The 19,492-nt window shown below is 59.4% G+C and carries 23 protein-coding genes; 9 read left to right on the forward strand and 14 right to left on the reverse strand.

The window, feature by feature from the left end; genetic code table 11:
- Positions 1-94: 94 nt before the first annotated feature.
- The 3 genes from ACO079_RS08815 to ACO079_RS08825 form a co-directional block, all read right to left on the reverse strand.
- Positions 95-454, reverse strand: a complete 360-nt coding sequence (locus ACO079_RS08815; protein ID WP_421789349.1) for an endonuclease domain-containing protein — start codon at positions 452-454, stop codon at positions 95-97.
- Between the two features lie 76 nt (positions 455-530).
- On the reverse strand, positions 531-878 hold the full coding sequence (gene arsC / locus ACO079_RS08820; RefSeq protein WP_421789351.1) for an arsenate reductase (glutaredoxin): 348 nt from the start codon (positions 876-878) through the stop codon (positions 531-533).
- Positions 875-1,720, reverse strand: coding sequence for an HpcH/HpaI aldolase/citrate lyase family protein (locus tag ACO079_RS08825; protein WP_421789353.1), 846 nt, complete (start codon positions 1,718-1,720; stop codon positions 875-877). The genes arsC and ACO079_RS08825 overlap by 4 nt, the downstream gene beginning before the upstream one ends.
- A 23-nt stretch (positions 1,721-1,743) precedes the next feature.
- Between ACO079_RS08825 and ACO079_RS08830 the strand changes: the two genes are divergently transcribed.
- Positions 1,744-2,604 (forward strand): bifunctional hydroxymethylpyrimidine kinase/phosphomethylpyrimidine kinase, encoded by an 861-nt coding sequence (locus ACO079_RS08830; RefSeq protein ID WP_421789355.1) that lies wholly within the window; start codon positions 1,744-1,746, stop codon positions 2,602-2,604.
- 10 nt (positions 2,605-2,614) lie between these two features.
- Positions 2,615-3,748: a serine hydrolase domain-containing protein gene (locus tag ACO079_RS08835; protein ID WP_421789357.1), complete on the forward strand. Its 1,134-nt coding sequence runs from the start codon at positions 2,615-2,617 to the stop codon at positions 3,746-3,748.
- Between the two features lie 616 nt (positions 3,749-4,364).
- On the opposite strand, the gene ACO079_RS08840 is transcribed toward ACO079_RS08835, so the two are convergent.
- Together ACO079_RS08840 and ACO079_RS08845 are read right to left on the reverse strand one after the other, a co-directional pair.
- Positions 4,365-5,318 carry an alpha/beta fold hydrolase gene (locus ACO079_RS08840; RefSeq protein ID WP_421789359.1) on the reverse strand — a complete coding sequence of 318 codons (954 nt, stop codon included), beginning with the start codon at positions 5,316-5,318 and terminating at the stop codon, positions 4,365-4,367.
- A complete protein-coding gene (locus ACO079_RS08845; protein ID WP_421789361.1) occupies positions 5,315-6,331 on the reverse strand; it encodes an aspartate-semialdehyde dehydrogenase in 1,017 nt (338 codons plus the stop codon). The genes ACO079_RS08840 and ACO079_RS08845 overlap by 4 nt, the downstream gene beginning before the upstream one ends.
- A 65-nt stretch (positions 6,332-6,396) precedes the next feature.
- Between ACO079_RS08845 and ACO079_RS08850 the strand changes: the two genes are divergently transcribed.
- Entirely contained in the window at positions 6,397-6,552 is a 156-nt protein-coding gene (locus ACO079_RS08850) for a hypothetical protein (RefSeq protein WP_421789363.1), read from the forward strand.
- 138 nt (positions 6,553-6,690) lie between these two features.
- Here the strand turns inward: ACO079_RS08850 and ACO079_RS08855 are convergent, their stop codons facing one another.
- The gene (locus tag ACO079_RS08855) at positions 6,691-7,047 is read right to left on the reverse strand and encodes a hypothetical protein (protein WP_421789365.1); all 357 of its coding nucleotides are present in this window, start codon (positions 7,045-7,047) and stop codon (positions 6,691-6,693) included.
- Positions 7,048-7,273: 226 nt separating this feature from the next.
- Here ACO079_RS08855 and ACO079_RS08860 point away from each other — a divergent pair, with 226 nt between their 5' ends.
- A complete protein-coding gene (locus ACO079_RS08860) occupies positions 7,274-7,489 on the forward strand; it encodes a cold-shock protein (RefSeq protein WP_420435037.1) in 216 nt (71 codons plus the stop codon).
- Positions 7,490-7,551: 62 nt separating this feature from the next.
- Here the strand turns inward: ACO079_RS08860 and ACO079_RS08865 are convergent, their stop codons facing one another.
- Complete coding sequence (locus ACO079_RS08865) at positions 7,552-8,523, reverse strand: glycerophosphodiester phosphodiesterase family protein (protein ID WP_421789366.1); 972 nt, start codon at positions 8,521-8,523, stop codon at positions 7,552-7,554.
- A 63-nt stretch (positions 8,524-8,586) separates the two neighbouring features.
- Here ACO079_RS08865 and ACO079_RS08870 point away from each other — a divergent pair, with 63 nt between their 5' ends.
- Entirely contained in the window at positions 8,587-9,114 is a 528-nt protein-coding gene (locus ACO079_RS08870; RefSeq protein WP_421789368.1) for a hypothetical protein, read from the forward strand.
- On the opposite strand, the gene ACO079_RS08875 is transcribed toward ACO079_RS08870, so the two are convergent.
- Positions 9,111-9,416, reverse strand: coding sequence for a hypothetical protein (locus ACO079_RS08875; RefSeq protein WP_421789369.1), 306 nt, complete (start codon positions 9,414-9,416; stop codon positions 9,111-9,113). The two genes, ACO079_RS08870 and ACO079_RS08875, sit on opposite strands and share 4 nt — an antisense overlap.
- A gap of 88 nt (positions 9,417-9,504) precedes the next feature.
- Complete coding sequence (locus ACO079_RS08880) at positions 9,505-9,693, reverse strand: hypothetical protein (RefSeq protein ID WP_421789371.1); 189 nt, start codon at positions 9,691-9,693, stop codon at positions 9,505-9,507.
- A gap of 151 nt (positions 9,694-9,844) precedes the next feature.
- Between ACO079_RS08880 and ACO079_RS08885 the strand changes: the two genes are divergently transcribed.
- Positions 9,845-11,785 carry a transglycosylase domain-containing protein gene (locus ACO079_RS08885; protein ID WP_421789372.1) on the forward strand — a complete coding sequence of 647 codons (1,941 nt, stop codon included), beginning with the start codon at positions 9,845-9,847 and terminating at the stop codon, positions 11,783-11,785.
- Between the two features lie 80 nt (positions 11,786-11,865).
- Positions 11,866-13,545 (forward strand): hypothetical protein, encoded by a 1,680-nt coding sequence (locus ACO079_RS08890; RefSeq protein ID WP_421789373.1) that lies wholly within the window; start codon positions 11,866-11,868, stop codon positions 13,543-13,545.
- On the opposite strand, the gene ACO079_RS08895 is transcribed toward ACO079_RS08890, so the two are convergent.
- Positions 13,542-14,666, reverse strand: a complete 1,125-nt coding sequence (locus tag ACO079_RS08895) for a PQQ-dependent sugar dehydrogenase (protein WP_421789375.1) — start codon at positions 14,664-14,666, stop codon at positions 13,542-13,544. The genes ACO079_RS08890 and ACO079_RS08895 overlap by 4 nt on opposite strands.
- Positions 14,667-14,730: 64 nt before the next feature.
- Here ACO079_RS08895 and ACO079_RS08900 point away from each other — a divergent pair, with 64 nt between their 5' ends.
- A complete protein-coding gene (locus ACO079_RS08900; protein WP_421789377.1) occupies positions 14,731-15,183 on the forward strand; it encodes a hypothetical protein in 453 nt (150 codons plus the stop codon).
- A 41-nt stretch (positions 15,184-15,224) separates the two neighbouring features.
- Here ACO079_RS08900 and ACO079_RS08905 read toward each other — a convergent pair whose 3' ends face one another.
- The 4 genes from ACO079_RS08905 to ACO079_RS08920 all read right to left on the reverse strand — a co-directional run bounded on the left by ACO079_RS08905 (position 15,225) and on the right by ACO079_RS08920 (position 18,055).
- Entirely contained in the window at positions 15,225-15,710 is a 486-nt protein-coding gene (locus ACO079_RS08905) for an SRPBCC family protein (protein ID WP_421789378.1), read from the reverse strand.
- Positions 15,703-16,038, reverse strand: a complete 336-nt coding sequence (locus ACO079_RS08910) for an ArsR/SmtB family transcription factor (protein WP_421789380.1) — start codon at positions 16,036-16,038, stop codon at positions 15,703-15,705. Before ACO079_RS08910 ends, ACO079_RS08905 begins: the two co-directional genes overlap by 8 nt.
- An 86-nt stretch (positions 16,039-16,124) precedes the next feature.
- Complete coding sequence (locus ACO079_RS08915; protein ID WP_421789382.1) at positions 16,125-17,348, reverse strand: polyhydroxyalkanoate depolymerase; 1,224 nt, start codon at positions 17,346-17,348, stop codon at positions 16,125-16,127.
- A gap of 56 nt (positions 17,349-17,404) precedes the next feature.
- A complete protein-coding gene (locus tag ACO079_RS08920; protein WP_421789384.1) occupies positions 17,405-18,055 on the reverse strand; it encodes an SCO family protein in 651 nt (216 codons plus the stop codon).
- A 111-nt stretch (positions 18,056-18,166) separates the two neighbouring features.
- On the opposite strand from ACO079_RS08920, the gene ACO079_RS08925 reads away from it, so the two are divergent.
- On the forward strand, positions 18,167-19,492 hold the full coding sequence (locus ACO079_RS08925; protein WP_421789386.1) for an ActS/PrrB/RegB family redox-sensitive histidine kinase: 1,326 nt from the start codon (positions 18,167-18,169) through the stop codon (positions 19,490-19,492).

Genomic DNA, 19,492 nt, shown 5'->3' on the forward strand with positions numbered 1-19,492 from the left:
TTAGGACACGTTAACTGGACAATCCAACCATCTTTCCCCTCCCCTTGATGGGGAGGGAAGGCGGCAAAGCCGCCAGGGTGGGGTGATCTAGTCTTCACTTTTCAATAGCGCGCTGCCGCTTCAATTCGCTGATCGCCTCGTGAATACGGTCAAGTACACCATCCAGGTTGTCTCGGACCTCGTTGTTCCAAAAACGCAATACTTCATAGGCTTCGCCACGAGGCCATTGATCGCGCTTGTCGTCTCGCTGGCGTTCACGGTCCCATCCGTGCTGGCTTCCATCAATCTCAATTGCCAACTGATACTTATGGCATGCAAAATCAACGATATAGGGGCCAATGGGCGCTTGCCGTCGGAAGTGAAAGCCCTGATCCCGCCAGGATCGCAAGGCGTTCCATATTCGGCGCTCTTCCTCCGTCATTTTCTTGCGTAGGGATTGTGCGCGGCTCGTCATCGCACAATCTTAGCATGAAACAGGCGAACCCCCACCCCTACCCCTCCCCACAAGGGGGGAGGGGAAAGAGCACCGGCTACAAAATCCCCAATACCTTCTCCGGTGGACGGCCCAGCGCGGCCTTGTCGTCGGAGATCAGCACCGGGCGTTCGATCAGCTTGGGATGTGAGACCATGGCTTCCAGGAGCTTCGTCTCGTCGGTCTCATCTTTCAAGGACAGCGCGCGGTAATCGGCTTCCTTGGTGCGCATCCAGTCGCGGGCCGTGTCAAAGCCCAGCTTGGCCAGCACCACCCGCAACTCTTCCACGGTCGGGACTTCATTGAGATATTCCCGCACCTCAAATTCCACACCCTTATCGTCCAGCAATTGCTTGGCTTCGCGGGATTTCCGGCAGCGCGGATTGTGCCAGAGCGTCAATGTCATTTTGTGTCCTCAACCTGTTTTAAAATCGCTTCGGCCTCGGCCAGATGCAGGCGTTCGGCCATTGTGCCTTCGAACGGGATCGCGCCCTTCTCCCGGTTTTCCGGCAATTCGAACGCGGCAATCAGGCGTTTCGCCCGGTCGAACTCGTCTTTGCTCGGACCAAAGGCGGAATTGGTCCCGGACACCTGAGACGGGTGGATCAGCGTCTTGCCAGCAAAGCCCATCGCCTTTCCAGATTGAGCCTCTTCCAGAAACCCGGTCTCGTCTTTGTAGGCGTTATAGACCCCGTCCAGCGGGGTCAGATCATAGGCGCGCGCCGCGGCCACAATCTGCGCCAGATAGGGTTCCAGCGGCGCGCGGCCTTGTGTTTTCAAAAGCTTGCCAAGATCATTCGTTCCGGCAATCAGGCCGGTGACACCCAGCTCAGACGCTACCTCGCCCATCTCGCGCAGATGAAACAGCGCCAGCGGGGTTTCAATCATCGCCCAGATCGGCTGGTCTTCAGGCAGGAACGCGCGGGCGGCTCTCAGATCAGAAACACCCTCGACTTTCGGCACCACGATGGCTTCCGCGTCAGACGCCGCTTTCGCATCCTCGGCTTCCAGACCCGTGCCGATGGCATTGATCCGCACCGCCCGCAGGGCATAGCACTCCGCCCAGTGCGCCATCGCTTCGGGCACGCGCATCCGGGCCCCGGCTTTCTCCTCCGGACCGGCGGCATCTTCCAGATCGAGGATCAGCATATCCGCGCGCAAGCCCACGGCTTTTTCAATCGCACGCGGGCGCGAACCCGGCACAAACAGGGACGATCGGATCGGGCGAATCGGGGACTGGTCTGTCATGCCCGCGCCTATAACATGGGCACATGCCGCACGTCCTGATTCTCTCCTCTTTTGTCGCCGGAAGCCGGGTGGGTGGCCGGGTCAGCCAATCGGCCTTTGAGGCGCGCGGCATTGATACTACCTTCGTGCCCACCACGTTGATGGGCCGTCACCCCGGCCATGGCGCACCGGGGGGCGGACCGGTCCCGGTGGAACAGTTCGGATCTATGCTGGAAGGCATCGCCGCGCATGGCGTTTTCGGCCTGTTTGATGCGGTTCTGACCGGATATTTCGCCAGCGTGGCGCAGGTCGAGATTGCCGCTGCGGCGATTGAGGAAATCCGCAAAGCCCCGCGCACACGCGGCGACATTCATGCCTTTTCAAATCAGGTCCGCATCGTGGTCGATCCCATCCTGGGGGATGCGGGCAGTCTTTATGTGAAAGAGGACGTGGCCGCCGCGATCCGCGATCTGCTGGTGCCATTGGCGGACATCATCACGCCCAACGCGTTCGAGCTGGCCTGGCTGAGCGGGGAGGATGTCTCGACACCGGGCGGGTTCATTGACGCCGCAGCACAAACCGCACCGGTCACCTTCATGACGTCGGCCCGCTTCGGCGATCGGTTCGGCACCGCCTATCACGCCGCCGGACAGGCTGTCCTGGCCGCGCACAAAGAGCTGGAAAACCTGCCCAATGGCACAGGCGATTTTTTGACCGCCGAATTGCTCGGCGAGCTCATCACGGGCACCGCGCCGGGTGACGCGTTTGAAACAGCCGTCACCAATACGCTGGATGTGGCGCTGAAAGCGTGCGCCTGGAACGCCTTCGAGCTTCCGGATATTTCAGCGCGCACCCATAGGCGTCATCCTGACGCGAAGATTGATTTAACGCCGCTGACAGCGTAGCTCCGCCGCCATGACCCAGACTCCAGAAATCAAGGGCCAGGTGGCGCCCGGTTTTGAACCCGTTGAAGAGGTGTTTGCCTCCCTCTGGGACGGTACGGATGATATCGGCGGCGCCTTTGCCATCGAGATCGAGGGCAAGCGCGTTATCGATCTTTATGCGGGCTGGACCTCGAACAAGCGCGAAGCCGACTGGTCAGCGGACACGATTGTGCCGGTCTTTTCCACCGGCAAGGCGATCACAGCGCTGGTCATGGGCTGGCTCAAGGATCAGGGCGCCTTTGCTTTCACCGACAAAGTCGCGGATCACTGGCCCGCCTTTGCGCAGAACGGCAAGGCGGACGTCACCATCGCGCAGGCGCTCTCGCATCAGGCGGGCCTGTCCGGCATCGCCGAACCCATGGAGGCCACCGACTGGTTTGATCGCGAGCTGATCGAGCAGAAACTTGCCGAGCAAGCCCCGCTCTGGCCGCTGGGACAAGGCACGGGCTATCACCCGCTAACCTTTGGGACGATGGCGGACGCCATCGCGCGGCGCACGGATGGCCGCACCATTGGCGAGATCCTGAAAGAAGACATTTGTGGCCCGCACGGGATCGATTTTTTCGTTGGCACGCCGGAAAGCGAACATGACCGCATCGCCGAACACCGCCTGCCGCCGAAACCACCGCATCTCGGCAAGATGAATACGATCAAAGAGCTGGCTTTTGTAAAGCCCTGGTCCAGCCCGGGCCGCCGCGGAGCCGTGGAATGGCGCAAGGCCGAATTTCCCGCCGCCAATGGCCATGGCAATGCAGCCTCTATTGCCACGCTGATGGGCGTGTTCGCGAATGAAGGCCGGTTGGGAAATGAGGCGCTCTTATCCCCGGACACCGTGACCGAGATCATGACAGAACAGGTTTCAGGCGAAGATCGCGTTTTGCCTTTTGACCTTTCCTTTGGCATAGGCGTGATGCGCAATCGGGACAGCGGTCATTATGGCCCGGAACCGCTCTGCGTAGGCCATTACGGGCTAGGTGGGTCTTGCGGTTTTGCCGATCCGGTCCGGCATATCTCCGGAAGCTATACCCCCAACCGCCTTCGCGAAACGCTCGCGGGCGATCCGCGCGCAGTCAGGCTAATCAATGCGGTTTACGGGTGTTTGTAGGGATAACCCAAACTTATTCTCGCCCTCTCATTCCCACGTACAATGTTCCCACCTCACACCTTATGGAGCAGCGGGCTGCAGGCCGTCTGTGAGTTCGGGTGAGAGGGGGATGCCTCGAGTGGGGGCGGTGTAACGAACCGAGCCCATGAAAGAGCGCCTGGGCGCGCGGCGTCTCCGGATGAACGGAGGCGTACGGGACACCCTTGCAGGACATGAGGATGGAATTAGGTCTTCAGACGAGTCCGGGAAGAAAACAGCGGACAGCGACTCTGGAGAAACCGGCCATCGGTTGAGGTGGAAACACACTCATGCGGTTCGGCGGGCTGGTTGAAGCCATACCCTAAGCGGTCCCGGACAGGCGATAAGACATCCCGCGCGGGAGGCCTCATAAGCCACCCACTAAACAATTCGACGAACGGCTTGCGAGATCCCTCCCGCGCGCTGCCTCTACTGTTTCAAACCTCGCGGCCAAGGCCGGCGGGGGTGTTATGCTTGGTTAAATGCGTCATCCCGGAAAGGCGTAAGCCTTGTCCGGGACCCATTCCGTAACGTTCAGTTTCCAGCATGGGTTCCGAGCACGCACTTTGTGCGCCCCGGAATGACGAAAAGAAAAACCTTACCCGAACCGCCGCTTCACCCATTCTTCAATGAGGGCAGAAAGCTCGTCGGGACGTTCCCACATCGTCCAGTGACCACACCCTTCCAGCACATGGGATTCCAGATCCGAGCACAGCGCCGGCATCCATTGCATCAAGAGCGGCGGCAACATGAAATCGGCATCCGCCGCGACCATCAGGCAGGGCATGGACAGACGGTGATCCACCCCGCCCATGCGCTCCCAGTTGCGGTCAAAATTGCGGTAGACATGGGTGGGCGTCACGGCCCCGGTCTTCGCATAGGCCTTGGCATAGACCGCGCGATCTTTGGCACCGACCACCAGCTCGTCTTCCGAACGCCCCGGATGCTTGGCGAAATTCTTGATGATGTGGGTGATGCCCGGAAAAAGGCTATCGAGCGCTTCCGCAGGGGGCGGCTTGGCGAAGATATAGTTGAAAAACGCGTCTTCCTTGCCCTCAAACGCCGCCTTCACCTTATCCGCGTCCTGGAATTGCAGGATATAATGATCCTCCCCGCCCATCAGCAGGAAAGCATCAGAGGGCGGCGTAGACGGTCGCGGCAGGTGCGGCGTGTTCACACCAATCGCGCCCAGGAACCGCTCCGGCACCAGACAGGCGGCCTGCCACATAATAATGCCGCCCCAGTCATGCCCGCACCAGACCGCCTTTTCGATGCCCAGCGTATCGAGAAGACCGGTCAGATCCGCCGTCATGTCATCAATGCCGTACTGATCCGGATCGTCCGGCGCCTCACTGCCGCCAAACCCTTTCAGATCCGGCGCGATCACCCGGAACCCGGCCTTCACCATATGCTCCCAGATCGGCTTCCAGGAATAGGAGAGCTCCGGCCAGCCATGAATGAGCAGCAAGGGCACGCCGTCTTCCGGCCCGTCGATCAGAACGGACAGCTCTATGTCTCCCGATTTCAGGCGTTGCGGTTCTGGCAGGCTCATCCGATCAGTCCCCGATTATTCAGCGCTTCAGCGATCTGCACCGCATTCAGCGCCGCGCCCTTGCGCAGATTGTCGGAGACAATCCACATGGCCAGCCCATGCGCAACGGTCGGGTCCTCCCGCACGCGGGAGACAAAGACGGCAAACTCGCCGACGCTTTCCGCCGGCGTGACGAAACCATCATCTTCGCGATTATCGACGAGCATCAGGCCCGGCGATTCCCGCAACAGGTCGCGTGCCTCCTTGGCGGAAATCGGCATTTCAAACTCGACATGGGCGTTGATGCCATGACCCACGAAAACCGGCACACGGGCACAGCTGGCGATGACTTTAATGGCCGGGTCGAGGATTTTCTGCGTCTCATCGACCATTTTCTGTTCTTCGGCCGTCACCCCGCCTTTCAGCAAATCGCCAATGCGCGGAATGACGTTGAAGGCGATCTGCTTGGAGAACGCGTCTTTCTCGACCGGGTCATTGACGAAAATGCCCCGGGTTTGCGTCCACAACTCGTCCATCGCCGCCTGCCCGGCTCCGGACACCGATTGATAGGTAGAGACCGACGCCCGCTTGATGGTCGCCAGATCATGAAGCGGTTTGAAGGCGACCATCATCTGAATGGTCGAACAGTTCGGATTGGCGACGATGCGTTTGGTCTTGGCCTGATCAAGCGCGTCCGGATTCACTTCCGGCACCACCAGCGGCACGTCGGGATCCATGCGGAAGGCGGAGGAATTATCCACCACCATCGCCCCGGCCGCGGCAATTTTCGGCGCCATCTGGCGTGAAATATCCGCACCGGCCGACATCAGGACGAGGTCAACCCTGGAATAGTCGAAGGTTTCAGCATCCTTGATCTTCAGATCCCGGTCGCCATACGACACTTCAACACCCAGCGATTTGCGGCTGGCCAGCGCATGCATCTCATCAGCCGGAAACAGGCGCTCTTCGAGAATGGTCAGCATTTCCTTGCCAACTGCGCCCGTCGCCCCCAGAACCGCGACTTTCAATCCCATCGAATTACCTCTACGTCTCGTTATCCGCGTCGCTTATACGCGATTGCCACCATATGGGGAGGCCCATGCTGGACGTCATCCTGTTTCTGCTGCTCATTCTTATCCTCGCAGGTTTGATCGGGGGTATTCTCTATTTCGCGCTTGGCCTGCGCGAAAAGACGATCAGTGAACTTGAGGCCAACAGCTCGGTGCAGAAATCAGATGACGAGGCAAAGGAGTAGGGTCTGTCCCCCTATCCGGCACAGAGCGCAGGTTTTAAAAAAGCACACGATGGAAGTCTGGCACCTTATCGGCATTGCCCTGAATGTGGCAATTTTCGCGGGCCTCTGGCTGATTGATGTCAAGCCGGGTCGCAAGCGCTAGCCATTGGCCGGATCCTCATCGTCCGGATTGTTTTGCCCCCGCGCCGATCGGTACAGCGCCCAGACCGCATAGAGCGCCACAATGGCGATAATGATCCATTCCAGCAGCGAGCCGCCTAGAAAGACCGGGCGGGTAATTCCGTCCAGCCCGGAGAGGTTTTGAATCCACTGCGACTCCATGCGCTCTGAATCAAATCCCACAAACACGGCCAGCCCGATCAGCACCGCGGCAACCAGGCCGGCCAGCCGCATCATGGCGGTTGGACTGATGCCCTCCCGGGATTTGCGGGCGCGTTCAATCCGCACCCGCTGATGACGGTCAAGAAAGCCACGTCGGCGGGGGGATTCGGGCATCTTGTATCTCCGATTGCACTCGGGGTGGAATTCAGGCATATAGCACGCGCACGGGCGGCCTGTTCAGGCCCGGCGGAAATACAGACTGTTTTATATCCGCGGCTTGAATTTCGAGCCCATAAGACTTCCGACTTTCCCCGATTGAGCATGTGCATCGTCTTGCCGGGACGCTGGCAGGGCACTTTGCGAATGCTGTGGACGCACAGCGTTTCGAGGAAGGTCCTCTATCATGGCCACAGGTACGGTCAAATTCTTCAACCACTCCAAAGGCTTCGGCTTCATCACCCCGGACGAGGGCAGCGCCGATGTGTTCGTTCACATCTCTGCCGTCAATGCTTCGGGCCTGCCGGGTCTGGAAGATGGCCAGAAGGTCACGTTCGACACCGAGCCGGACAAGCGCGGCAAGGGTCCCAAAGCGGTGAACCTGCAATACGCAGAGTAATCGCGGACGTTTATCGTTTGCGGAAGCGGCCATCGGGAAACCGGTGGCCGTTTTCTTTTGCCTTACATGTCATCGCGCACGCGCACAGCCGTCGCCGGATAGTCGGTGAACACCGCATCCACGCCCAGCGCATAAAGCGCCCGCAGCTCGTCCTCGACGGTTTCACCCACATGAGGTTCGCGATCATCGCGTACCGTCCAGACATGCACATCCAGACCCAGCGCATGGGCTTGTTCCAATAGACCGGTCGAACTTCCATTCGGGTTCAAAAGCAGCGCCTTGTTCGCGCCCAACCCATCCGCAAATTGCGCCACAGCATCGAGCGGGTACCCGTTCATGTCATAGCCCGGCTCATCGGGCGACGAATACAACATGGCGAGGGTCAGCGGCGTCACGGCATTCATGCGGATCAGGAATCCGGCATCAAAGGATTGCACCACAACCGGCGCATCCGCATCGAACAGGCCAAAATCGAGAAGCGTCTGATTAAAGATCGGCAACGGGTCCAGCCCCATCGCCGCGAACTGTTCCGGCCATTTCACTTCCGGCTCGATCGGGATCACGCAATCACAGTCCGCTTCGGCCTCATCAATGAAGGTCAGAAACTCCTCGAAGGTTGGAATGCGATATTGCCCATTGAAGGATTGATCCCGATTGGGTTGCGGTTGCGTAGCACGAAGCCGACCCAGCTCTTCAGCGGTGAAGTCAAACACCCACCAGTCCGACCGGCCATTCACCTCCCGGCGGCGGTTAGCGAACTCCTCGACCTCGGCGACATTGGTCGATGCGGACAGAAACGGATCATGGCGCACAACCAGCACACCATCGGCGGTGACCACCAGGTCCGGTTCGATCACATCCGCGCCCTGTTCAATCGCCAGCGCATAGGCTTCCAGCGTATGTTCCGGCAAATCGCCGCTCGCCCCGCGATGCGCGATCACAAGCGGCGCGCCGCCCGAACGGGTGTTCCAGTCCGGACCGCCATTCGAGCAGCCGGCTGCAATCAATACTGCCAATATCACCAAAGTGCGCATTTCGCCTCTCCCCAACCGGTTCAGTGGAGGTTAGCGTGAGTTTGAGACAAAGAGGAGACGCCAATGGCGGATACCCCCCGGTTTGACAGGCTGGCCGCAGCGGCAGCGCGATATGGCGAAGCCAGTCTCGACAATTATGCGCTCGTCCGATCCCTTGCCGAGAAGGTATCCACCGGATTTTGCCGCTATCTTGGAAGTGGAAAGAAATGTGTCTTTCTGGTTCCGGCCGAAGGGCCGTTTGCCCCGGTTGATCACGGGTCGGGCGCGTTTTCAGTCTCGGGCAAGGGCTTTCTGCCGCTTGCCCCGATCAAGTTCGGGCTAGCGGTCCGGGTCTCGGACACCGGGGATTGGATCCGCATCGTGCTGGCGGCAGAAAAACAGGGGCCGGATCTGGATGTGTCGATCATTGGCGGCCGCGATTTCTCATTCCGCCTGCCGGTCGAAGACGAACGGCTACAGGATTTTTTCGCCGTCCTGTTTGAACATCTGACCGACTGGTTCAATGACCGGGCCGATCATTATGCCGATGGCAGCTATGGCGGTGGCGGCATGGGCTTTGAATTTATCCACGCAGATGAGGATCAGGTTTAATCTGGAAGCGATTCGCCCTGCTGTGCGGTCGTGGCAAAGGGTTCAAATTGGACTTGCAGCCAGCTGACAGCATCGGTGAAAGCCGGCGGTTCGAGCCCCGTGGCGCTTGCTGTTGCCAGCCCGGCTGAGGCGACGCCGCCTAACAGGCCCGTCATCAGTCCACGCCGCCGGATCGCCAGGCCAAGGCCGCGCCGGACCATCGTGAAGAGCCATTGAGACCCGAACAGGCGGACGGCGCCGCCGATCATCAACGCAAGTCCGGCCGAAACGCCCGCGAGCATCAAGATTGACGTCAGATCCATAAGGACCTCCCCGTTTTCTGCGGAGACCACTTAATCAGGTAAGAGCTGAGGCCAGGCTGAAACCGCCGGTCAGCTGGCATTCATCGGATCAAAACTCTTCCGGCCAGTCGATCGGGTCGCGATTATCCGGCTCACTGCCGGTGCAGTAGGGCCAGTTCGCATCTCCCGGGCCTTCTCCTTCGCAGGTTGCCGGACGGCCTTCATAAATCGCAACGCAACCCGCCACGCCAAGTGCACCGGCAACCGCCAGAAGACGAAAAAGAACACGCATTTTCATGGGACACCCCCTTCTCGCCAGACTGCGCCAGCCTGACGGATTTGGCAAGAAATGCGGCATGCAGCAGCGCCACATTCACGCCACCTTAACGCCGTCAGGCGATCAAGCTGATAGTGTTTAACCCTGAGCCCGGAATGGGAAGGGATTTAATTTGAGCCGCCGTAAACCCCCCGCGCCCTGGCGCAAACGATCCGCTCCGCAGCGCAGCACACCCGCTCGCCGCATGGGGTCGGGATTTGGCTGGGCCCGGCTGGTGTTCTCGGTCCTGCTGATCGGGTTTCTGGGCGCATCAGCCTTCCTGGTCGCCATTACCCGAGATTTACCGAACGTCTCCGAGCTGGAATTGAGCCAACCGCGCCTGGGCGGCGAGGTTTATCTGGATCGGGATGGACAGGTCATTGCGCGCCGGGGCGCCAGCCGCGGGGCGTCGCTGAGTGTCGACGAATTGCCCGACTATCTCGTCGATGCCGTGCTGGCTGTTGAGGATCGGCGCTTCTACGATCACATGGGGATCGATCTGCGCGGAATTGCTCGCGCCATGCTGGCGAATTTGCGCGCCGGACGCGTTGTCCAGGGCGGATCCACCATCACCCAGCAGCTGGCGAAGAATCTGTTCCTGAGCTCGGAACGCACCATGGTCCGCAAGCTTCAGGAAATGGTGCTCGCCTGGCAGCTGGAACAGCGGTTTACCAAAGACGAAATTCTCGCGCTTTACCTGGACCGGGTTTATTTCGGCGCCGGCGCCTATGGCGTGGAAGCCGCCGCGCAGCGCTATTTCGGCCGGTCCGCCCGCGAGGTCTCTCTTGGCGAGGCGGCACTTCTGGCCGGGCTCTTGAAAGCGCCTTCCCGTTTTTCACCTGCCAGCGACCTGGAACGGGCCGGCGCCCGCGCAACGGTCGTGCTGGATTTGATGTATCAGACCGGCCGGATCACTGAAGACGAGCGGATCAACGCGGCTGAGACCCCCATCCGTGTCGCCCGCGCGGCGTCTACGCCAGGGTCGGGATATTTCATCGACTGGATTGGTGAGGACGCCCGCGAACTCGCGGGTGACCGGGAAACCGACATCGTTGTTTTCACAACACTTGATATTGATGCACAGCGGGCCGCGGAACGGGCCATTACCGCCATAATGACCGATCCGGAACAGGCGCGGGGTGCCGATCAGGCCGCGCTCATTGCGCTTTCAGGAAACGGCGCGGTTCGCGCCATGGTCGGTGGGGTGGACTACGCCACCAGCCCCTATAACCGCGCGGTGCTGGCTCAGCGCCAGCCGGGATCGGCCTTCAAGGCCTTTGTCTATGCCGCTGCTTTTGAAGGCGGGCTCCGCCCCGAAGATGTTCGAGATGACTTCCCCATTGCTTGGGGCAACTGGTCGCCGGAAAATTACAATGACGAGTATCTGGGCCCGATGACGCTGGAAACCGCCTTTGCGCGCTCCTCTAACGTGGTGGCAGCACGGGTTGCGGAAGAAACCGGTCGCGGTTTCATCGCACAATTGGCTCGAAGACTGGGCATTGAAAGCAATATCCGCGTCGACCGGTCCATGGCTTTGGGGTCTTTCGAAGTCACCCCCATCGAGCTGGCGACGGCCTATACGGCCTTTGCCAATGGTGGCTTCCGCGCCCACATGCATGCCATTGAACGGATCGAATCCGTCGACGGAGACATCCTCTGGGAGCGGGAGATTCCCCTGGATGAAACCGTTCTGGACCAGCGTACCCTGTCCTGGATGCGGCAGATGCTGGAAACCACGGCACGCAGCGGCACCGCGCGTCAAGCCAGCGTGCCCGGCCTGGTAACCGGTGCTAAAACCGGCACAACGAATGATAATCGCGATGCCTGGATTGCCGGTTACACCGGCGGTCTGACCGCGGCGGTTTGGGTCGGCAATGATGATTTCTCTCCCACCGACCGGGCTGCGGGCTCCGGGCCGCCAGCGGCGATCTACCGGGCCTTCATGAGTGAAGCTCCGCAGGAAGCCAACGTGCCGGCCACCTGGTCCGAGCCGGCTCCCCAGACCACTGAAGAAGAGGAGCGGCGTGATCCGATCTCCTCGCTGCTATCAAGGATCGGTCTGGGCGAAGGATAGCCATGCTGCCGTCATTTTTCGCTGGCAGTTAAAGACAACACCGGCTTCAATGCCGACATCAAACCGACCGGGGAATATCCATGAAACATGCATTCACCCTTTCTGTGGCCGCGATCGCACTTGTGGCGTGTGGCAATGACTCGCCTTCCGGAGAAGTCACGATCACGGAAGTCGATGAGGCCACGGCAGCCAGCGCGCTCGAAGCGCTTTATCTGGCGGAATCCGGCCAGGGAGCGGTCAGCTGGGACAGCCGCACGTTCGAGGATGGCGTCTACACATTCACCGGTCTGACTTTCGTGCTGTATGAGGGTGATCAGGATACGCCTGAAATTGCCGTAGAGACCGAAGCGACGGAGCCGCCGCAGCAAGGTCCGAAATCACGTCAGGATCAAACCGTCACCCTGGACGCTGCCGTTTCGGTGACGGCAGACACCATGACACTCGCCGGACCGCGTTTCGATGCCGACGGCAATGTGATCTTTGATCGTCTCGCCATTTCAACGATCGGCATTGGCGTCAATGATGACGATACAGATGGCAGCATTGGCCAGGTCGTCATTGAACAACCCAATGCAGCCATGGTGATGGCCGTTGCCGAAAGCTTCTCGGGCGAAGAAGGCAATGACGGCGATAGTCCGCAAGACTGGACCTATGGTCTTTTGACGGTTGAAGGCTTGTCTCTGACAGGGACCGAGGACGGGAATACGTTCACGGTCGGCTTCGACCGGTTCGCAATCGAGGACCTCGGTAATTATGCGGTCGGCCTGTTCGAGCTGACCAATTTTGCCATCAATGGCGAAGACGATGAGGTCGGAATCATCGAGCTTTCACTCGATGAGGTCTCCGCCTCGAATATTGGGGAGGCCATGACCTATCCATTCGTCGCACAGATGGCGCTGGCGGGTGCCGCCTTCTCGGCGGACGTACCCAATGAGGATATCACTGCCGACATTCCGGAAGTGCCGGAAGATTTCGATCCGCTCAATTCTTTTGAAAGCGCGGCAATCCGGGGGCTTGATGCCAATATTGGCGGGGTCGTCATTACCCTGGATGAGCTGACAGCCTCCACACGGAATGACGGCGGAAACCTGGTGTCGGAAAGCGCCATGACGCCGCTGATTATTGCCCCGGACACGAATTACACCCTGGGGGCCCAGATGGCGCTGGGCCTGGGCCTTATGGGCTACCAACAGCTGGAATTCGTCTCCGCCGGCGCATCGGTCTATGAGCGCGAAGCGGATCGCGGCTACACAACCGGCGAGAATTATTTCGAGATGCGCGATGGCTTCCGCGTGGAGGTTGAAAGCGATGTGTCCGGCATTCTCGCTTACTCGATGCAGGCCCTGCAAATGGGCTATCAGGCCGAGCCTGATCCGTCCCAGGTGATGGCCATGCTGGAACCGCTGGTGCTGAATAGTTTCGTCTTCCGCCTGGAGGATCTGTCATTGCTCGACCGGGCGCTTACAGCCGCTTCCGCGACACAAGGCGTGCCAAAGGAAACGCTGCGCCAGCAGGCAGGTGGCATGATTGCTCTGGCAACGCTGGGCGCACCTGCGGAGATTCCGCGTCCACTGCTCGCGGAATTCTCGCCCGCCATGACCAGCTTCATTGCCAATGGCGGCAGCGTCGAAGTCCGGATTGCCCCCGAGACGCCACTGAGTGTGGGCGATCTTGTGGCACAGGCCGAGGCGGGCACCATCGATTATGAGGCAGCGGGGATCACCATTTCAGCGATCCCGCCTGATACAACAGACGACTAGCGCGACAGGCGCAAGACCCGGCCGTTTGAGCCATGATCGGTCAGAACGTAAACGCTGCCATCGGGGGCGGTACGGACATCGCGGATGCGCGATTCCTCTTCGCCCAGCGTGACGATCTGGCCGGCGGGCTCGCCGTCTTCCATCTCGACAATGCGCAGATGGCCGGACACCGTATTGGCATCTCCATTCTGCAGAGCGGCGATGAGCAAATCTCCATTCCACTCCGGGAACATGTCGCCGCGATAGAGCGTCATGCCGGCCGGAGCGATAGAGGTTTCCCAGACATGGATCGCATCGCGCATGCCCTCATGGGTGCGCAAAGGCGTTATGACCGCGCCTGAATATTCGGTGCCATAGGTCACGACCGGCCAGCCAAAATTCACGCCCGGCTCAACGATGTTGATCTCATCACCGCCGCGCGGACCATGCTCGTGGGAAATGATCCGGTTGGTTTCAGGGTCATAGATCATGCCCTGCGGATTCCGGTGCCCCCAGGAATAAACACCCGGCGCGCCATTCGCGATTTCCGGATTGTCCGACGGAATGGCCCCATCGGCATTCAGGCGAATGGTGGTGCCGTAATGATTGGACGGGTCCTGGGATTGCTCGCGATAGCGCGAGCCATCGCCATAGCCGACGATGAAGGTGCCATCCGGCAGGAAGGCCAGGCGTCCGCCATAATGACCGCCCGTATCATTGCCGATATCGCTGGTAAAAATCGTCTCGACATCGTGGAAGACCCCGTCTTCATACCGGGCGCGGCTGATCGACAGGCGGCTATCCTCGTCAGTACCTGTGGCATGGGTGAGATAAACCAGCTGATTGGTGTCAAAGGCCGGATGGAGCACCACATCCATCATACCGCCCTGACGGGTGGAATGCGCTGCCGGCGCGCCCGCGACCGGCGCATCCTGAAGGCCCTCAGATGTGATCAGGCGCACCGCACCTGTCCGCTCGGTGACCAGATAATCCCCGTTCGGCAGAAATGCGATCGACCAGGGATGTTCCAACCCGGCCGCAACAATATCCACGCTGCCATCAAAGGGGGTATTCTCGAACGCGTCCTGAGCCGAAGCGGCGCCAGCAAAAGCAGAAGCAAGTAAAGCGGTACGAAGCCACATGGGTGTTATCCTTCAAGCTGTGCTCTAGTTTGCATCTTAGATAGCGCAGGATCGGAATTTTGAAATGGCAAAACTGACTAGAATTCTCATTGCCTATATTCTGGCCACTGTGACGGCTGGGTTGTGCACCAGCGTTCTGGCAACGCAGATCGCCATGCAAAACCTGATCGATCTGGGTGCCAGCATTCCCTTGTCCGCCCGGTTTCAAGCAACCCGGGATGACCTGGCCGGCTTTGCCTTTGCCTTTATTCTCGTCACTGCGATCGGGTTTTTACTGGCCCTGCCTTTGGCGCGGTGGACAGCGCATCTGATTGGCGGTTTTCGTTCAATGGCATTTGTTTTGGGCGGTTATCTGGGCAGTGCTGCGGCACTCACTGCTGTGACCCTTCTGCAGTATCAATTGCTGGGCGATACGGTCGTCCCGTCCATAAGTGAGCCTGCAGGAATTGCCTTCGCCGCGATTGGCGGAGCGCTGGGGGGGTGGGTGTTTTCGGTGATTACGAGAGCCAGACGCTAAGCCGTGATATCAACCCGCCAAACCTTCTGTTCGATCAAGCGTTAGTTCGATGATGTTGCCAGCGTGACCAGTTTATCGATTGCCTGGTTCCAGCCACCTTCCCCTGCGCTACCTTCCGGCACACCGATATGAGTCATTTTCATGAGCGTTCTGCCATCTGCTTCCGACAATTCCACTCTGACTTCGGTAAAGTCGGGCGTTCCTTCTGGCATGCCCATGCTTGCGGGCGGGATCAATGTTCCATCCGCTGTACACATCGCTTCGGTATAAACCAGCCTGCTGGGCGCAGAGACTTCTTTGTAAATTCCCGTGAACCACATGGCCATTACCCCGTCAGGCCGTTGCATCTCCATGCCAATCTTGCGTTTGCCGCCAACCCTGACATCCATCTCCACCACAGGGATCGTTATACCCTTCGGTCCATACCAGCGCTTGAAGAGATCAGGATCGGTCCACATCGCCCAAACAGTTTCAATTCTCGCGTCGATTTCACGTTCAATCTGCACCCAGGATTGCGATTCACTCATTGGCTAATTCCTCGATTTTTCGAATTTCCTCGCCCATGGCATCAAAACGAGCCTGCCAGATCGGACGGTATTTTTCGGCCCAACTTGCAACACCCGCCAGCGGCGCGGCGTTCATAGTGCAAGGTCGGAACTGCGCGTTTTTCCTGCGCGAGATCAAGCCCGCCCGTTCAAGGACACGAAGATGCTTCGATATAGCCGGCAAGCTCATATCAAACGGTTTTGCCAACTCGTTTACCGTGGCATCACCTTCTGCCAACCGCGCAAGAATTGCGCGCCTTGTGCTGTTCGACAAGGCGGCGAAAGTGGTATCGAGTTCCGCATCAGTCATGACGAGGCTATATTAAACCAATAAGTTAATTAATCAACTGGTTTAGTAAATTGATTAAAACATCCTGACGAAAGTCCGAGGCCAGACTAGCCGCCATGCTTGGCCATGAATGACTTCATGCGCGGAGCGATTTCGTGTTCAAACCGCCGCCCGTTGAAGACGCCATAATGACCAACTTTGGGCTGCACCCAATCGACCTGTTTGGATTTAGGGATATTGGTGCACAGCGCATGGGCGGCCTGGGTCTGACCGACGCCGGAAATATCGTCATTCTCGCCTTCAACCGTCAAAAGCGCGACATCTGTGATGGCGGACGGATCCACCTTGCGGCCGCGGTGCTCCAACAGGCCGCGCGGCAGTTTGTGCTCCTGGAACACATCGCGAATGGTCTGCAGATAAAACTCCTCGGTCAGATCCATGACCGAGAGATATTCATCATAAAAGGAGCGGTGCTTCTCAGCATTGTCGCCATCGCCATCCACGAGGTGATTGAAGAACTGCCAGTGCGCATCGACATGGCGCTCCCAATTCATCTGCATGAAACCCGACAGCTGAAGGAAGCCCGGATAGACCCGGCGCAAAGCTCCGGGATACGGGGCGGGAACCGTATGAATGGCGTTCTTCTCGAACCAGTCGAAGGGCTTTTCTTCCGCCAGCTTGTTGGGCACGGTCGGGGACAGACGCGTATCGATCGGCGACCCCATATAGGTCATCGAGGCTGGCCGCATCGGATCGTCGTCCTCTGCCATCAGCGCAATGGCGGCCAGCGTTGGCGGGCCGGGTTGGCAAACCGCCACCACATGCACGCCTTCGCCAATCGCTCGGATCATGTCTGCGACATGATCGATGAAATCATTGAGGTCGAAGCGCCCTTCAGACACCGGCACCATGCCGGCATCCGCCCAGTCTGTGATGTAAACCTCATGATCTGGAAGAAAAGCCGAAACCGTTCCCCGCAAAAGCGTAGCGTAATGCCCGGACATGGGCGCAACAAACAGAACTTTGGGCTGATCTTCCGGCGCGTTGAGCCGCTTGAAGTGAATCAAATCACACCACGGCGACGACCAGACACTTTCCGTTTCCACCGGCACAGCGACACCGTCGATAAGCGTAAAGGGCAGGCCCCAATCGGGTTTGCCATACTTTCGCGTCATCGATTCGAACACGTCAGCCGCCGCCGCAGTCGCCCGTCCGGCCAACGTGTCGCCCATAGGGTTCCACGGAGCTCGCAAGGTTCGCCGCGTTGCGTTGGCTGCCGCCCGCCATGGTGTCATGGCCAGCCGGCTGAGCTCATACATGGAGTAGAGCATAAATTGTCCTTTCCCCTGCGCCTGTCCCGGGCCCAGTCCGTAAATCTCTCCCCGGATTATCCCGGGCTTTCCTCAAGGAAGTCTTGTAATCCCTGTGCCAGCCGTGCTGGCGGTGTCCCGTGCGAGAACACGCTGTGAAATTCCCCGTTCCGGTCCATCAAATAGATCAGCGACGTGTGATCCATCGTATAGGTGTCCTCCGGCGCGCCTTCCTCCAATACACGGCGGTAGACCACCCGATAGGAATTCGCGACGTCCGCGATCGCCTCCGGCGTACCGGTCAAACCAATCAGATTCGCCGGAAAGGCAGGGCTATCGATATACATTGCCAGCTGTTCCGGCGTATCGCGCTCCGGATCCACAGTGATCAGAATGTTCTGAAAGTCATCACGCTGGTCTTCCGGCAATTCATCCAGAGCCGCTGCCATGACCTGCAAGGAGAAAGGGCAGATATCCGGGCAATAGGTAAAGCCGAAATAGATCAGCATGGGGCGGCCCGCAAAATCAGCCTCGGTGACTGTCGCACCGGTGTGGTCAACCAGCGTGAACGGTCCGCCAACATCGGCGCGGCCCGACGTCACCACGTCTCCGGACCGGACCGTCTGCCGTGGTTCAAATATCATCAATCCGGCAAACACCAGAACCAACACGCCCAGCCCCGCCACAAGCGGCAAAGCCCATATTGGCAATCCGGACCTACTCTTCACGCAATCCTCCAGAACAGGGAGGGGGAAGATGAACCTGTCTGGCAAATTGTGCAATGCAGCAACTACACCCGGCTGGTCAGCGCCATGAAGAGCGCGATATAGGGAATAACCATGTCGAACGCATATGATCTGACCCAGAATGCCCCGCCGCCCGGCGTGGCGCCTTTTTTCGGACGGGTCCGGCTGCGCACGCTCATCGTGCTGCGCTGGCTGGCCGTGGCCGGGCAGGGATTTACCTTGCTGTTCGTCAGCCTGTTGCTGGGGTTCGAGCTGCCGCTGATCATGTGCGGTATTGTTGTCGCGGCGAGCGCCTTTCTCAACATCGTTCTGGTGATCACGCGCGATATCCAGCGGCTCACCTCACATCATGAAGCCTTTGTACAACTCGCCTTCGATGTGTTGCAGCTCAGCCTGCTTCTGGTCCTCACAGGCGGATTGCAGAACCCGTTTGTGGTTATGATCGTGGCACCGGTCACCATCGGTGTGGCCGCGCTTCCGCCCCGTTATGCGCTTGGCATCGGAAGCCTGGCACTGCTCGGCATGATCGCCATGGCCAGCTTTGCCTTGCCCCTGCCCTGGGTCGATGGCGAAACCTTGCAACTCCCGCTGCTTTACGAGGCGGGGTTGGGCATCGCCTTTGTGATCGCGGTTGCCTTCACCGCCGCCTATGCCTGGCGCATTGGCCAGGAAGCAAGGCGCATGGGGGCTGCCCTGGCCGCAACCCAGGCCATTCTCAGCCGGGAGCAGAAATTGTCGGCTGTGGGATCGCTCGCTGCTGCGGCCGCTCACGAGCTGGGCACGCCCCTCGCCACCATCCAGCTGACGGCCAAGGAAATTGCCCGCGATGCCAAAGATGAGGCATTGAAAGAAGATGCCGAACTGCTGGTGTCCCAGTCCAAGCGCTGCCGCGACATTCTCCAGCGCCTGTCCGCCCAGCGCGAGGCCCGTGACAAGGTACATGACCGCATCGGACTGCGTGATGCGCTGGATGAAGTTTGCGCCCCCGTTAGAGGGCTCGGTGTGAGCATCACGCTGAGAACCGACGGGGAAGGCTCCGAACCCATGCTCAGCCGGCTACCGGAGATCCTTTATGGCCTCGGGAATCTTGTCGAGAATGCCGTCGAATTTGCAAGAGACAAGGTCGTGATCGAAGGCGAATGGACCCACGACACCGTCCGCGTAATCATCAATGATAATGGACAGGGTATTGCACCTGAAATCCTTGGCCGGATCGGTGAACCCTATATATCCCTGCGCAACGGTCAGGTTGGTGGCGGTCTGGGTCTGGGCACCTTCATCGCCATCACGATGATCGAGCGCCTGGGCGGCGGGGCCCGTTTCGCCAATGGCGGCGAATTGGGCGGGGCGCTCGTCCAGATCGAATGGCCGCGTAACCGGGTGGAAGCCGGGAGCGAAGCCGACTATGAAGATGTTTAA

Origin of the sequence: Hyphobacterium sp., assembly GCF_965228115.1 — a bacterium.
Classification (GTDB): Bacteria; Pseudomonadota; Alphaproteobacteria; order Caulobacterales; family Maricaulaceae; genus Hyphobacterium.